The organism is Pantoea dispersa, assembly GCF_014155765.1.
GTDB classification, from domain to species: domain Bacteria; phylum Pseudomonadota; class Gammaproteobacteria; order Enterobacterales; family Enterobacteriaceae; genus Pantoea; species Pantoea dispersa.
Map to the genome: position 1 here is coordinate 169,940 of NZ_SCKT01000005.1, position 13,081 is coordinate 183,020.

The 13,081-nt window shown below is 59.4% G+C and carries 11 protein-coding genes and 1 riboswitch; of the genes, 5 read left to right on the forward strand and 6 right to left on the reverse strand.

Annotation, left to right across the window (positions count from 1 at the left end; all coding sequences use genetic code 11):
• The first annotated feature begins 126 nt into the window (after positions 1 to 126).
• The 3 genes from H7K56_RS15735 (at position 127) to hldE (ending at position 5,821) form a co-directional block, all read left to right on the forward strand.
• Positions 127 to 1,437 (forward strand): CYTH domain-containing protein, encoded by a 1,311-nt coding sequence (locus H7K56_RS15735; protein ID WP_150360391.1) that lies wholly within the window; start codon positions 127 to 129, stop codon positions 1,435 to 1,437.
• Positions 1,438 to 1,470: 33 nt separating this feature from the next.
• The gene (gene glnE / locus H7K56_RS15740) at positions 1,471 to 4,329 is read left to right on the forward strand and encodes a bifunctional [glutamate--ammonia ligase]-adenylyl-L-tyrosine phosphorylase/[glutamate--ammonia-ligase] adenylyltransferase (RefSeq protein ID WP_150360392.1); all 2,859 of its coding nucleotides are present in this window, start codon (positions 1,471 to 1,473) and stop codon (positions 4,327 to 4,329) included.
• Between the two features lie 67 nt (positions 4,330 to 4,396).
• Positions 4,397 to 5,821 carry a bifunctional D-glycero-beta-D-manno-heptose-7-phosphate kinase/D-glycero-beta-D-manno-heptose 1-phosphate adenylyltransferase HldE gene (gene hldE / locus H7K56_RS15745; protein ID WP_021509620.1) on the forward strand — a complete coding sequence of 475 codons (1,425 nt, stop codon included), beginning with the start codon at positions 4,397 to 4,399 and terminating at the stop codon, positions 5,819 to 5,821.
• Positions 5,822 to 5,860: 39 nt separating this feature from the next.
• On the opposite strand, the gene ubiK is transcribed toward hldE, so the two are convergent.
• Entirely contained in the window at positions 5,861 to 6,166 is a 306-nt protein-coding gene (gene ubiK, locus H7K56_RS15750; protein ID WP_010618705.1) for a ubiquinone biosynthesis accessory factor UbiK, read from the reverse strand.
• Between the two features lie 171 nt (positions 6,167 to 6,337).
• Positions 6,338 to 6,487, forward strand: a riboswitch (FMN riboswitch).
• Between the two features lie 109 nt (positions 6,488 to 6,596).
• Here ubiK and ribB point away from each other — a divergent pair.
• The gene (gene ribB / locus H7K56_RS15755; protein ID WP_010618704.1) at positions 6,597 to 7,253 is read left to right on the forward strand and encodes a 3,4-dihydroxy-2-butanone-4-phosphate synthase; all 657 of its coding nucleotides are present in this window, start codon (positions 6,597 to 6,599) and stop codon (positions 7,251 to 7,253) included.
• 53 nt (positions 7,254 to 7,306) lie between these two features.
• Here ribB and H7K56_RS15760 read toward each other — a convergent pair whose 3' ends face one another.
• Positions 7,307 to 7,690: a cell wall hydrolase gene (locus H7K56_RS15760; protein WP_021509619.1), complete on the reverse strand. Its 384-nt coding sequence runs from the start codon at positions 7,688 to 7,690 to the stop codon at positions 7,307 to 7,309.
• A 144-nt stretch (positions 7,691 to 7,834) separates the two neighbouring features.
• On the reverse strand, positions 7,835 to 8,602 hold the full coding sequence (zupT, locus tag H7K56_RS15765) for a zinc transporter ZupT (RefSeq protein WP_021509618.1): 768 nt from the start codon (positions 8,600 to 8,602) through the stop codon (positions 7,835 to 7,837).
• 201 nt (positions 8,603 to 8,803) lie between these two features.
• Between zupT and ygiD the strand changes: the two genes are divergently transcribed.
• A complete protein-coding gene (gene ygiD / locus H7K56_RS15770) occupies positions 8,804 to 9,583 on the forward strand; it encodes a 4,5-DOPA-extradiol-dioxygenase (RefSeq protein WP_104188257.1) in 780 nt (259 codons plus the stop codon).
• A 35-nt stretch (positions 9,584 to 9,618) separates the two neighbouring features.
• Here the strand turns inward: ygiD and H7K56_RS15775 are convergent, their stop codons facing one another.
• From H7K56_RS15775 to tolC, 3 genes are all read right to left on the reverse strand, one after another.
• Positions 9,619 to 10,782: a glutathionylspermidine synthase family protein gene (locus H7K56_RS15775; RefSeq protein WP_150360393.1), complete on the reverse strand. Its 1,164-nt coding sequence runs from the start codon at positions 10,780 to 10,782 to the stop codon at positions 9,619 to 9,621.
• 8 nt (positions 10,783 to 10,790) lie between these two features.
• Complete coding sequence (locus tag H7K56_RS15780) at positions 10,791 to 11,465, reverse strand: DUF1190 family protein (RefSeq protein ID WP_182689030.1); 675 nt, start codon at positions 11,463 to 11,465, stop codon at positions 10,791 to 10,793.
• Between the two features lie 141 nt (positions 11,466 to 11,606).
• On the reverse strand, positions 11,607 to 13,079 hold the full coding sequence (gene tolC / locus H7K56_RS15785) for an outer membrane channel protein TolC (protein ID WP_021509613.1): 1,473 nt from the start codon (positions 13,077 to 13,079) through the stop codon (positions 11,607 to 11,609).
• Positions 13,080 to 13,081 lie beyond the last annotated feature (2 nt).

Here is a 13,081-nt window from a genome sequence, read left to right on the forward strand (position 1 = left end):
TCCTGGTCTCAATGCGGTGCGAAAAGGGTCGTAAAAGCACAAGAAAGCAGAGACAGCAGGCTTGCGGTGCATTACTCTTCGCCAGATTAAACTCGTAAGTGCCAGCAGCGTATTGAATAAAAAATTATGACCATCGAAATCGAATTAAAGTTCATTGCCACCCCGCAAGCCGCCGAAAAACTGGCGCAGACGCTTGCCGCCTGGCCACATCAGCACCACGCCGCGCGTGAGCTGACCAACATCTATTACGAAACCGATGACAACCAGCTGCGCCGCTGGGATATGGGCCTGCGGATTCGCGGCGTGGATCAGCGCTATGAAATGACGCTGAAAACCGCCGGCAAAACGCTGGGCGGTCTGCATCAGCGTCCGGAATACAACGTCGACCTCAGCGAGCCGCAGCTGGACATTGCCCGCCTGCCGGCAGAGATCTGGCCGCAGGGGACCGATGTTGCCGCGCTGCAGTCGCGTTTGCAGCCGCTGTTCAGCACCCATTTCCAGCGTGAAACCTGGCTGGTGAGCGTTGGCGACAGCGAAATTGAAGTGGCTTTCGATTGCGGCAGCGTTGCCGCAGGGGAGCTGAGCGAGCCGCTGTATGAAGTGGAGCTGGAGCTTAAGCGTGGAGCGCGCAGCGATATGCTGACCTTCGCCAGTGCGCTGATCGCCACGGGCGGCCTGCGCCTCGGCAGCCTGAGCAAAGCGGCACGCGGTTATCAGCTGGCGCAGGGCAACGCGCCGCGACCATTGCGCGCGCTGCCGCTGCAGAAAATTGCCCCTAAAGCCACGGTGGAGCAGGGCATGGTTCACGCCATGAGCGCGGCGCTCGGCCACTGGCAATACCATGAAGAGGTCTGGCTGCGCGGTAACGAAGACGCCCGGGCACGGGTAATTGAAGCGCTGGAAACGCTGCGTCAGGCGTTTTCCCTGTTTGGCACGCTGGTGCCGCGCAAGGCCAACAGCGAACTGCGTCAGAAGCTGACCCGGCTGGAAGAGCTGCTGGCGGACAGCGAGGCCAGCGCAGAAACCGTCTGCTTCTCAACGACCTCAGTTGAAGCCCAGTTAGCACTTACTCACTGGCTGGTGGAGTCGCAGTGGCAGCCGTGGCTGGACGAGAAGAGCAAAAGTAAGCTGCAGGGATCGTTTAAACGCTTCAGCGACATCATGCTGGGGCGCATCGGCGCGGATCTGCGTGAAACCTTCGTCGACGTGCAGCTGTTTAATGAATTTCAGGACAAAGCTACGCGCCTGAACCGCCAGTTGCTGGCGGTGCATCTGCTGGCGGGGGCGTATCCGGCTGAAGAGGTCAGCCAGTGGCTGGCGGGCTGGCAGGAGTTGCAGCACGCCATTCGTGAAAAACAGGAGCGCGGTCTGATTCAACTGGTCAATCTGGCGATCCGTCAACCGCCGTTCTGGCTGAATAACGGTGCGAAACGCTAAGGCTACGGCACCATCAATCATCAGGGAGGGAAGATGTCGTTACCGTTACCGACGCTGATGCAGGCGCAGCTCGCCAGCGTGGCAGAACGTCTGGGCCTGCCGCTGACGGCGATCACACCGCAGCAGGCTGGCGCACTGACCTTTAGTGACTTTATCGTGGACAACCTGCAGCAGCATCCGGCGTGGTGGCAACAGCTGCAGCAGCAACCGCCGCAGCCCGAAGAGTGGCAGCACTATGCGGCCTGGCTGGCAGCGGCGCTGCAGCCGGTAGATAACGAAGCCTCCCTGATGCGCGAACTGCGCCTGTTCCGCCGCCATATGCTGGTGCGCATCGCGTGGATGCAGGCGCTGGAGCAGGCCAGCACCGGGCAGAGCCTGACGCAGCTCAGCACGCTGGCGGAAGTGCTGATTACCGCCGCGCGCGACTGGGTGTGGCAGGATTGCTGTCGCGATTTCGGCACGCCGTGCAACGCCGCCGGCGAAGCGCAGCCGATGCTGATTCTGGGTATGGGCAAGCTGGGCGGCGGTGAACTCAACTTCTCTTCCGATATTGACCTGATCTTTGCCTGGCCGGAAAACGGCGTCACCCGCGGCGGCCGGCGCGAGCTCGACAACGCGCAGTTCTTTACCCGCATGGGGCAGCGCCTGATCAAGGTGCTGGATCAACCTACCGTCGATGGCTTTGTTTATCGCGTGGATATGCGCCTGCGCCCGTTCGGCGACAGCGGTCCGCTGGTGCTGAGCTTTGCCGCCCTGGAGGATTACTACCAGGAGCAGGGTCGTGACTGGGAGCGCTACGCGATGGTGAAAGCGCGCCTGATGGGCGACGACGGCGGCCACTGGAGCCAGGAGCTGCAGCAGATGTTGCGCCCGTTCGTCTATCGCCGCTACATCGATTTCAGTGTGATCCAGTCGCTGCGTAACATGAAAGGCATGATTGCCCGCGAAGTACGGCGGCGCGGCCTGAAGGACAACATCAAACTCGGCGCCGGCGGCATTCGCGAAACCGAATTCATTGTCCAGGTGTTTCAACTGATTCGAGGTGGACGTGAGGGCTCACTTCAGCTGCGTTCGCTGCTGCCGACGCTGCAGGCCATCGGTGAGCTGGCACTGTTAATGCCGGAGCAGGTTGACCATCTGCGTGACGCCTACCTGTTTTTACGCCGGCTGGAGAATCTGCTGCAGAGCATCAACGATGAGCAGACGCAGACGCTGCCGGAAAATCCGCTCGATCGCCAGCGCCTGGCCTGGGCGATGGGCATGGCGGACTGGGCGACGCTGCTGGCACAGCTGGAACAGCACATGGCCGGCGTGCGCCACATTTTCGACGAGCTGATAGGCGATGATGCGCCGGATATCGACGATCAGCCGCAGCTGGCGGAGTTCGCCAGCCTGTGGCAGGACGCGCTGGAAGAGAGCGATTTGCTGCCGGTGGTACCGCAGCTGCAGGCGGAACAGCGCCATGCGCTGTATCGGGCGCTGAATGATTTCCGTCAGGATGTCAGTCGCCGCACCATCGGCCCGCGCGGCCGGCTGGCGCTCGATCAATTAATGCCGCGCCTGCTAAGCGAAGTGTGCGCGCGTGACGATGCCGATGTGGTGCTGGCGCGCCTGACACCGCTGCTGCTTGGCGTATTAACGCGCAGCACCTATCTCGAGTTATTGACCGAGTATCACGGCGCGCTGCGTCATCTGATTCGCCTGTGTGGCGCTTCGCCGATGATTGCCAGCCAGCTGGCGCGCTATCCGCTGCTGCTGGATGAACTGCTCGATCCGGCCACGTTGTATCAGCCCACTGCCACCGATGCCTATCGTGATGAACTGCGCCAGTATCTGCTGCGCATTCCCACCGATGATGAAGAGCAGCAGCTGGAAGCGCTGCGCCAGTTCAAGCAGGCACAGCATCTGCGTATCGCCGCCGCCGACATCGCCGGAACCCTGCCGGTGATGAAAGTGAGCGATCACTTAACCTGGCTGGCGGAAGCGATCATTGAATCGGTGGTGCAGCAGGCGTGGCAGATGATGGTGCAGCGCTATGGTCGCCCTTCGCACCTCACCAGCGACAGCGAGCGCGGCTTCGCCGTGGTCGGCTACGGCAAACTGGGCGGCTGGGAACTGGGTTACAGCTCGGATCTCGATCTGGTGTTTCTGCATGACTGTCCGGACGATGCCGAAACCGACGGTGAACGCGTTATCGACGGGCGTCAGTTTTACCTGCGTCTCGCCCAGCGCGTCATGCATCTGTTCAGCACCCGCACCTCGTCCGGCATTTTGTATGAGGTGGACGCGCGCCTGCGCCCCTCTGGCGCGGCCGGCATGCTGGTCAGCACCTTTGCTGCCTTTGACGACTATCAGCGCCATGAAGCCTGGACGTGGGAACATCAGGCGCTGGTGCGCGCGCGCATCGTGTTTGGCGAACCGGCGCTGTGTGAGCGCTTCGATGCGATCCGGCGCGGTATTCTGTGCCTGCCGCGTGAAGGCGCGAAGCTGCAAACCGAAGTGCGTGAGATGCGTGAGAAAATGCGCGCGCACCTCAGTAACAAGCACAAAGGCCGCTGGGAGATTAAAACCGATGAGGGCGGTATCACCGATATTGAATTCATTGCGCAGTATCTGGTCTTAGGTTACGCCGCCAGCCAGCCGGCGCTGACGCGCTGGTCGGATAACGTGCGCATTTTTGAACTGATGGCGCGCCACGGCATCATGGCTGATGAGGAAGCGCAGGCGCTGACGCACGCTTACGTCACGCTGCGCGATGCGCTGCACCATCTGGCGCTGCAGGAACTGCCGGGTCATGTCGATCCGGCATCGTTCGCTGACGAACGCGCCGTGGTGCACGCCAGCTGGCAGCGCTGGCTGGCCGCGAGCGACGCGGATGACACGGAGCAGTGAGCCTGGCGGCTTCTATGCTATTATCCGCGCATTATTTTGACTGAACGTTGAAGTCTGGAGTCTCTGCATGAAAGTAACACTGCCCGCGTTTGGCAAGGCCGCTGTGCTGGTTGTCGGCGATGTGATGTTAGACCGCTACTGGTACGGCCCGACCAGCCGGATCTCACCGGAAGCCCCGGTGCCGGTGGTTAAAGTGGATACCATTGAAGAGCGTCCGGGCGGCGCGGCCAACGTGGCGATGAATATCGCTGCACTCGGTGCGGACTCGCGCCTTATCGGCCTGACCGGTGCAGATGACGCTGCGCGCGTGCTGCGCGAAACGCTGGCGCAGGTGAAGGTTGAGTGCGATTTCGTCGCCCTTGATAGCCATCCGACCATCACCAAGCTGCGCGTGCTGTCGCGCAACCAGCAGCTGATTCGCCTCGACTTTGAAGAGGGCTTTGAGCAGGTCGACCCGCAGCCGATTCACGATCGCCTGCGTCAGTCGCTGGCACAGGCGGGCGCGCTGGTGCTGTCTGATTATGCCAAAGGCGCGCTGAGCAGCGTGCAGACCATGATTCAGCTGGCGCGTGCGGCGCAGGTGCCTGTACTGATCGACCCGAAAGGCACCGATTTTGAACGCTATCGCGGCGCGACGCTGCTGACGCCCAATCTGTCCGAGTTCGAAGCGGTGGTGGGCAAGTGCAAAAGCGAAGAGGAGATTGTCAGCCGCGGTATGCAGCTGATTGCCGATTACGATCTCTCCGCGCTGCTGGTGACGCGTTCGGAAAACGGGATGACGCTGCTGCAGCCGGGCAAAGCGCCGCTGCATCTGCCCACTCAGGCGCAGGAAGTGTATGACGTCACCGGTGCCGGCGATACGGTGATCGGCGTGCTGGCCGCAGTGCTGGCTGCCGGTGAAAGTCTGGAGGATGCCTGCTTCCTCGCCAATGCTGCGGCTGGCGTGGTGGTCGGCAAGCTCGGGACTTCAACCGTCAGTACCGTGGAGCTGGAGAATGCGATTCACGCGCGGCCGGACAGCGGCTTTGGCGTGATGACCGAAGCCGAGCTGAAAGTGGCGGTGGCGCAGGCGCGCCAGCGCGGTGAGAAAGTAGTGATGACCAACGGCGTGTTCGACATTTTACACGCCGGCCATGTCTCTTACCTGGCCAACGCGCGCAAACTGGGCGATCGCCTGATCGTGGCGGTCAACAGCGATGCTTCCACCAAACGTCTTAAGGGCGAAACCCGCCCGGTGAACCCGCAGGAAAACCGCATGATCGTGCTGGGTGCGCTGGAAGCCGTAGACTGGGTGGTGCTGTTTGAAGAGGATACGCCACAGCGGCTGATTGCCGAAGTGCTGCCGGATCTGCTGGTGAAAGGCGGTGATTATAAGCCGGAAGATATCGCGGGCAGTAAAGAGGTGTGGGCCAACGGCGGTGACGTGCGGGTGCTCAACTTTGAAGACGGTATCTCCACCACCAACATCATCAAAACCATTCGCAATCAGTAAACACGTAGCCGGCGGGAGCGAACTCCCGCCGCGTAAACCTTATTGAGGCGTATCGATTTTGCCTGCCGGATCTGGCGTGATCACCGCCGGAGCCGGGGCCGCCGGACTTTCACTTTCCAGCTTCGCCAGACGCTGCTCCAGCGCCGCCAGTTTTTCACGCGTGCGCAGCAAAACCTGGGTCTGCACGTCAAACTCTTCACGATTAACCAGATCCATGCGGGTTAACTGCGCCTGCAATACCTGACGAATTTTCTTTTCCACATCGTCGCCAAAGTCGCGAATACCTTTTGGCATCGCTTCGTGCACCTGGCGCGCCAGTTGTTCAATTTTTTTCGTGTCGATCATGGTTGTTTCCTGGTTACGGTGGCTGATAACAGCGCGTGTTCCGACTCATCAAACATTAAGTGTAATGCCAGAAACGAAAAGGTTAAACCCGAAATCCGCAACGCATGAAGTGCAAAAGCATTTGCACTTTTGTTGATTGCCCGACCAGGTGATTGGCGCTATAGTAATTTCGCTTATTCTCAGGGCGGGGCGAAATTCCCCACCGGCGGTAAATCAGCTTCGGCTGAAAGCCCGCGAGCGCTTTCGCTGTAAAGTGAAAGGTCAGCAGATCCGGTGTAATTCCGGGGCCGACGGTTAAAGTCCGGATGGGAGAGGGTAACGACATCAGCCGGGCTGCGCCCGCGTCACGTTATTGCCATGTGTTTTCTACGCACTCCTAAGCTCGCCCTGGTTCTGGTAACTCATATTTTATTAATAAGGTTTTTTTACCATGAATCAGACGCTTCTTTCTGAATTTGGCACGCCGGAACAGCGTGTAGAACGCGCCATCGATGCGCTGCGCAACGGGCGCGGCGTGATGGTGCTGGACGATGAAAATCGCGAAAACGAAGGCGATATGATCTTCGCCGCCGAAACCATGACCGTGGAACAGATGGCGCTGAGCATTCGTCACGGCAGCGGCATTGTCTGCCTGTGCATTAACGAAGCGCGCCGCCAGCAGCTGGATCTGCCGATGATGGTAGAGAACAACACCAGCTCTTACGGCACCGGTTTTACCGTGACCATTGAAGCGGCCAGCGGCGTGACGACCGGCGTATCGGCCTCCGACCGTATTACCACCATCCGCGCGGCGATTGCCGATGACGCTAAACCGTCCGATCTGAATCGTCCCGGCCACGTATTCCCGCTGCGCGCGCGCGACGGCGGCGTGCTGGCGCGCGGCGGCCACACCGAAGCGACGCTCGATCTGGTGACGCTGGCGGGCTTCAAACCTGCGGGTGTGCTGTGCGAACTGACCAATGATGACGGCAGCATGGCGCACGCGCCGGAAGTAATTGCGTTTGCGAAGCAGCACGCCATGCCGGTGGTGACCATTGAAGACCTGGTGGCCTGGCGCCGCCAGCATGAAACCCGTCAGGCCAGTTAAGCCGACGTGAAATAAATAAGGCCGGATGTGATGCATCCGGCCTTATTTTATGATTAACGGCTGGCGTAAAAAACGTGATTGCCTATCACCACGGTACGCTGGAAGGCGTGGCGCCACGCCGGTCTGGCGCTGTGCGCATGAAAGAAGGTCGCGCCCTTTGTCACATCCGCCAGCTTACCCTCGACAATCCGCTGGGCCAGGCGCTGCGCGCGCTGCCAGCTTTTGTCATGCTGCGGCGGATGGCGATGGGGATGTTTGTGCAGAGACGTCCAGGAGAACTGTTTGGGTGCGTACACCACCGGACAGATCTCTTTGACGTCCCAGTTAGCCCGGTTCATGGTGACAGTGCCGACGGCAATCTGTCCCTTTACCGGTTCGCCGCGCGCTTCATGATAGATATTCATCGCCAGGCATAAAATGGCTCCCTGAATTAACATAACACTCCACTGCTTTCTAAGAGTCGCGTGGAGTGTAATGAGCCCGCCGTCGGGTGTTAACAAGACCCGTCTCGACTACGCCTTAACAAGACTAAGTCGTTGAGAGTTAAGGCCGAAGTGGTGATGAATAAGACGAATCTCGCGTCAGCCTACCCCGCTGGTTTGCAGCAACGTCAGGCTCAGACCCATCACCGTCATGCCGCACAGCACGCCGTAGCTGGGATTGTTATGCGGATCGATTTCGCGCGCCAGCGGCATCAGTTCATCCACGGACAGCGCCACCATAATGCCCGCCACCGCCGCCATAATCGCCGCAATCATCACCGGTGAGACCGCCGGCCCCAGCAGCAGAAAGGCGATGATGCCACCAAGAATCTCCGCCATGCCGGACAGGCAGGCCCAGAACAGCGCTTTGGCTTTCGAGCCGGTGGCGGCGTACATCGGTCCGGCCACCGCCAGCCCTTCCGGAATATTGTGGATCGCGACGGCCAGTGCGATGCCCAGCCCCAGCTCCATATCGCTGCTGGCAGTGACAAAGGTGGCAATGCCTTCGGGAAAGTTATGCAGGCTGATACCGAGCGTCAGCAGGATCGCGGTACGTTTCAGGTTGGTGGGGCGGCGATTGACCGCCATCAGATCCTGCGGATGCTGGTGCGGCAGCAGGCGATCCATGGCGAAATAACCCAGTAAGCCGAGCATGAACATGCCGTAGCCAAGCACCGGCGACATTCCTTCCGCATGCAGCGCGGCGGGCAGCATTTCCATCAGGGAAATCAGCAGCATGATGCCGGCGGCAAAGCCGAGCGCAAAGGCCAGTACGCGGTTCGACGGCTTTTGACCGAGCACGCCAAAAATCGCGCCGACGAAAGTGGCACCGCCAGCCAGGATGGTTAGCAGCAAAGGTACTGACATGATGGGCTCCTTAATGATAATGATTACCAGTTACAATATAGTTAACCCCATAAAATATCGAGTTATTTAGCGTAAAGTTATGTCGGCAAAATCTTGTTCAAATTTGCTGATAAACATCATCACGCTTATCAGCGTTTTTCCCCTGGCGAAAGCGCGTATCGTGACAGTCATTAACGCGATCCCGACGCCAGAGGATGAATAATGACCCGCATGCCCGCTCTGTTTCTCGGCCACGGCAGCCCGATGAACGTATTAGAAGACAACCGTTATACCCGCGTATGGCAGCAGCTGGGCGAAACCCTGCCGCGTCCGCGCGCTATTCTCGCCATCTCGGCGCACTGGTACACGCGCGGTACGGCGGTGACGGCGATGAGCAATCCGCGCACCATCCATGATTTTGGAGGCTTCCCGCAGGCGCTGTTCGACGTGCGCTATCCGGCGCCGGGTTCGCCAGCGCTGGCACAGCGCGTTATCGATCTGCTGGCGCCGGTGGCGGTGCAGGCCGATCAGCAGTGGGGCTTTGATCACGGCTCGTGGGGCGTGCTGGCGAAGATGTATCCACAGGCAGACATTCCGCTGATTCAGCTCAGTATTGATGGCACCCAGCCGGCGGCGTGGCATTTTGCGCTGGGACGTAAACTGGCGGCGCTGCGTGACGAAGGCGTGATGCTGGTGGCCAGTGGCAACGTGGTGCATAACCTGCGCATGATTCGCTGGCAGGGCGCGGAAAGCGCTTATCCGTGGGCGGAGAGCTTCAACCAGTTTGTGCGCGATAATCTGGACTACGAAGGCGAGGCGGTGCAGCATCCGCTGGTGAATTATCAGCAGCATGAAGGCGCGCAGCTGGCTAACCCGACGCCGGAGCACTATCTGCCGCTGCTGTATATTCTCGGCGCGCGTGCTGAAGGTGAGGCGGTGAGCATCCCGGTGGAAGGCATGGAGATGGGTTCGATCAGTATGCTGTCAGTGCAGGTTGGCTGACACCTGTGCCGCCCGCAGACCGGGCGGCACGTGCATTACTCAATAAATGTGTGCGGATAGAAACGCGACAGATCCTGGGTGATCAGCGCACGATCTTCGCGCAGACCGATACCGGCAGGCTGATCGTCAATCAGCCAGCTGCCAATCAGCGTATAGCTGTCACCAAACTTCGGCAGCTGCCAGAACTGCTGGACGATCATGCCCTCTTCGCCATAGGGGCCGTCGGCGCGCGCGATTTCCTGACCGTTTTCCACGATAGTGATATTGGCACCTTCGCGGGAAAACAGCGGTTTCACCACATATTTTTCCATCTGCGGCGCGCTGGCATCATCGGCAAACCAGGCGGGCAGCAGGTTAGGATGATTGGGGAACATCTCCCACAACAGCGGTAACAGCGCTTTGTTGGAGAGAATGCTTTTCCACGCCGGCTCCAGCCAGCGCACGCCGGCATCGGCCAGCTTGGTCGAGAACATCTCGCGCAGCATGAATTCCCACGGATAGAGCTTGAACAGGTTGCTGATCACCTGATCGTGCTGATCGGTAAACTGACCTTTTTCGCCCAGCCCGATCTCATCAATGTAGAGAAATTCACTCGGCAGACCGGCTTCAGTGGCGCAATCCTGCAGATACTGTACCGTGGCGCGATCCTCTTCCGTATCGCGGCAGCAGGCAAAGTGCAGCCAGTTAAAACCGTGCTGCTGGTGCAGCGTGGCGAAGCGCTCAATCAACTGCTCCTGCAGGCTGTTGAATTGATCGCTGCCCTGCGGCAGGTTGCCGGCGTTGAGCTGATCCTCCAGCCAGATCCACTGGAAAAACGCCGCTTCGTACAGCGAGGTTGGCGTATCGGCGTTGTTCTCCAGCAGCTTGATCTCGCCTGTGCCATCCCACGCCAGATCGAGGCGTGAATAGAGCGAGGGCTGACGCTGCTGCCAGGATTCGCGCACGAAATCCCAGGTGTGTTTCGGAATGCAGAAACGGGTGAGCAGCGCTTCGCTGTTCACCACTTTTTCTACCGCCTGCAGGCACATCTGGTGCAGTTCAGCGGTGGCCGCTTCCAGCTGTTCAATCTGCGCCAGCGTAAACTGGTAATAAGCGTCTTCGCACCAGTAGGGTTCGCCATACATGGTGTGAAACTGAAAGCCGTACTCGGTCGCCTTTTCGCGCCAGTTCGGACGTTCGCTGATAGCAATACGTTGCATGCGCGGGCTTAGCCTCCCAGCGAGCGGCTGCCGGTGCTGGTGGCACTGCTGCGCTGCATGGTGTTCTGTTTGGCTACCGTCTCACCAAAGCCGCCACGGGTGATGGTGGACGTAGTGGCCGGTTTTGGCGCCAGCGCGGTTTTCGGCACGTTTACCGTCCGGCCCGAGGTGCCCGCACCGTAGTTCTTGCCGGAAGCATCAACAAACTGGCCGTTAGCCGGGCTGTTAGGGGTTTTTGGCGAGAACAGTGGCTGCTGCGCAAAGCCAGCGCCGCCGCCCATCAGGCGACCCATCATGTAGCCGGCCATCAGAGGCATCCAGAAGCTGCCGCTCTGCTGCGCTTCAGCGTTGTTCGCCGTGGTACCGACGCCCGCCTGTGCCGGGGTTTGCTGACACTGGTTTTCGCCGAATTCCGCGACACAATCTTCACGCGTGGCGTATTTTGGCGCGGTGCGCTCAGCCTCTTTCAGCGCGTTGTTGTAAGCGGTGGTGCACTGGGCGCTCTGGCCCGGATTGGCTTTCGCACAATCATCGGCGTTCTGGTACATCGAAACCGTTTCATCGCTCTGTTCGCAGCCTGCCAGCATAAACACGGCGGTGACCGCCAGTGCGACCGGCGTTAAATGGCGTGCCTGCCAGCTTTTACGGAAAGCGGCATGACGAATATTTTTTGTCCGTTTCATTATCTTCATCCTGTGCCCAAAGGTGGGGCTTAGGATAGGTGATGAGTGGTGGAAAATGAAGCGGGAAGCCGGGTGGCAAGGGGATCTTTACGTTGTTATACGTTTGAATGCGAAAGGGGCCGCAAGCGGCCCCTTGAAGGCTTAATTAGCGAAAGGATTGGCGCTGTTACGTGCCGCGGCCGGACGGGCCTGAGCGGCGGCGGACGCGGAGGTCGCTTTCGGGCCGTTATCCACGCGCGCGGCCTGCTGGCTGTTTTCCGGCGCGACCACTTCTGGCGAGGTCGTCACTTCTTTGCCCAGCGTGCTGTTCAGCTGCTGCAGATCCTGCTCGTTCAGCGTGCCCAGCGCATATTTGATGTTCAGCTGGTTGATCAGGTAGCTGTAACGCGCATTCGACAGCTGCTGTTTAGCGTTAAACAGCGTAGTTGTCGCGTCTAACACGTCAACGATGGTACGCGTACCCACCTGATAACCGGCTTCTGAGGCATCTAATGAGCTCTGCGCCGAGATTACCGACTGTTTGTAAGCGTCGATGCTGCTGATCGAAGCGTTCACGTTATTGAACGAAGAACGGACGGTCTGGATCGCGCTACGATGCGCGCCTTCCAGCTGCTCGCTGGCGGCGACAAAGTTATACTGCGCCTGTTTCACCTGCGAGGTCACTGAACCGCCGCTGTACAGAGGCAGTGAGAAGCTCAGGCCAACCTGGTTGGAGCCGGTGATTGAATCAGTGGTACCGGCGCTCTGATTAGCGCGACTGCCGCCGTATTTGCTGTTCGACAGACCGGTAGAGGCGGTCAGATCCAGCGTCGGCATGTGGCCGGACTCGGCGGAGCGAATCTGCTCACGCGCCAGATCCTGGCTCAGGCGGGCAGACAGCAGGTTGAGGTTACGGCTCTCAGCCTGTTTCAGCAAATTGGATACCGCTTCCGGACGCGCCGTTTTGAAACGATCGATATTCAGTGACGCCAGCGACAGATAATCCATGCCGGTGATCTGACGCAGCGATTCCACCGCGTTATCCAGGTCGTTACGCGCGGTCACTTCGTTAGCCAGCACGCTGTCGTATTGAGCACGGGCGTTCTGCACATCGGTGATGGCTACCAGACCGACATTAAAACGCTGGGTGGTCTGATCCAGCTCGCGGTAGATCGACTGTTTCTGCGCTTCAGTGTAAGAAAGCGTATCAATGGCCTTCAGCACGTTGAAATAGGCGGTTGCGGTGTTCAGGATCAGATCCTGCTGCGCTACCTGATAAGTAACGTCCTGAATGCCGGCCGTTTTTTCCTGCAGCGTCAGCGCACGCCATTTCGACATGTCGAAAATCGTCTGCGTTAATTGCAGCGAGGCGCTGGTCGTGTTGGAATGGAGACCGCTGTTGTCGCGATAGCCGCTGTTATAGGTATAATCTGCACCCAGACCCAGCTGCGGCAGCAACGGGCTACGCGCTTCGTTAATTTTCTCAAAAGCAGCGTCGCGATCGGCGGCTGAAGCACGCAGATCCGGGTTGCTGAGGCGCGCCTGCTGGTAGACCTGCAACAGGTTTTCTGCCTGGCTGGCAAGGCTGAAACCGCCCAGGCTCAGTCCAATAAAAAGTGGGAGCAGTTTTTTCATTT

What these genes read in the sequence shown, in the direction of transcription:
- H7K56_RS15735 (WP_150360391.1), top strand. Translation starts at nt 127, where the DNA reads ATGACCATCGAAATCGAATTAAAGTTCATTGCCACCCCGCAAGCCGCC.
- glnE (WP_150360392.1), top strand. Translation starts at nt 1,471, where the DNA reads ATGTCGTTACCGTTACCGACGCTGATGCAGGCGCAGCTCGCCAGCGTG.
- hldE (WP_021509620.1), top strand. Translation starts at nt 4,397, where the DNA reads ATGAAAGTAACACTGCCCGCGTTTGGCAAGGCCGCTGTGCTGGTTGTC.
- ubiK (WP_010618705.1), bottom strand. Translation starts at nt 6,166, where the DNA reads ATGATCGACACGAAAAAAATTGAACAACTGGCGCGCCAGGTGCACGAA.
- ribB (WP_010618704.1), top strand. Translation starts at nt 6,597, where the DNA reads ATGAATCAGACGCTTCTTTCTGAATTTGGCACGCCGGAACAGCGTGTA.
- H7K56_RS15760 (WP_021509619.1), bottom strand. Translation starts at nt 7,690, where the DNA reads ATGTTAATTCAGGGAGCCATTTTATGCCTGGCGATGAATATCTATCAT.
- zupT (WP_021509618.1), bottom strand. Translation starts at nt 8,602, where the DNA reads ATGTCAGTACCTTTGCTGCTAACCATCCTGGCTGGCGGTGCCACTTTC.
- ygiD (WP_104188257.1), top strand. Translation starts at nt 8,804, where the DNA reads ATGACCCGCATGCCCGCTCTGTTTCTCGGCCACGGCAGCCCGATGAAC.
- H7K56_RS15775 (WP_150360393.1), bottom strand. Translation starts at nt 10,782, where the DNA reads ATGCAACGTATTGCTATCAGCGAACGTCCGAACTGGCGCGAAAAGGCG.
- H7K56_RS15780 (WP_182689030.1), bottom strand. Translation starts at nt 11,465, where the DNA reads ATGAAACGGACAAAAAATATTCGTCATGCCGCTTTCCGTAAAAGCTGG.
- tolC (WP_021509613.1), bottom strand. Translation starts at nt 13,079, where the DNA reads ATGAAAAAACTGCTCCCACTTTTTATTGGACTGAGCCTGGGCGGTTTC.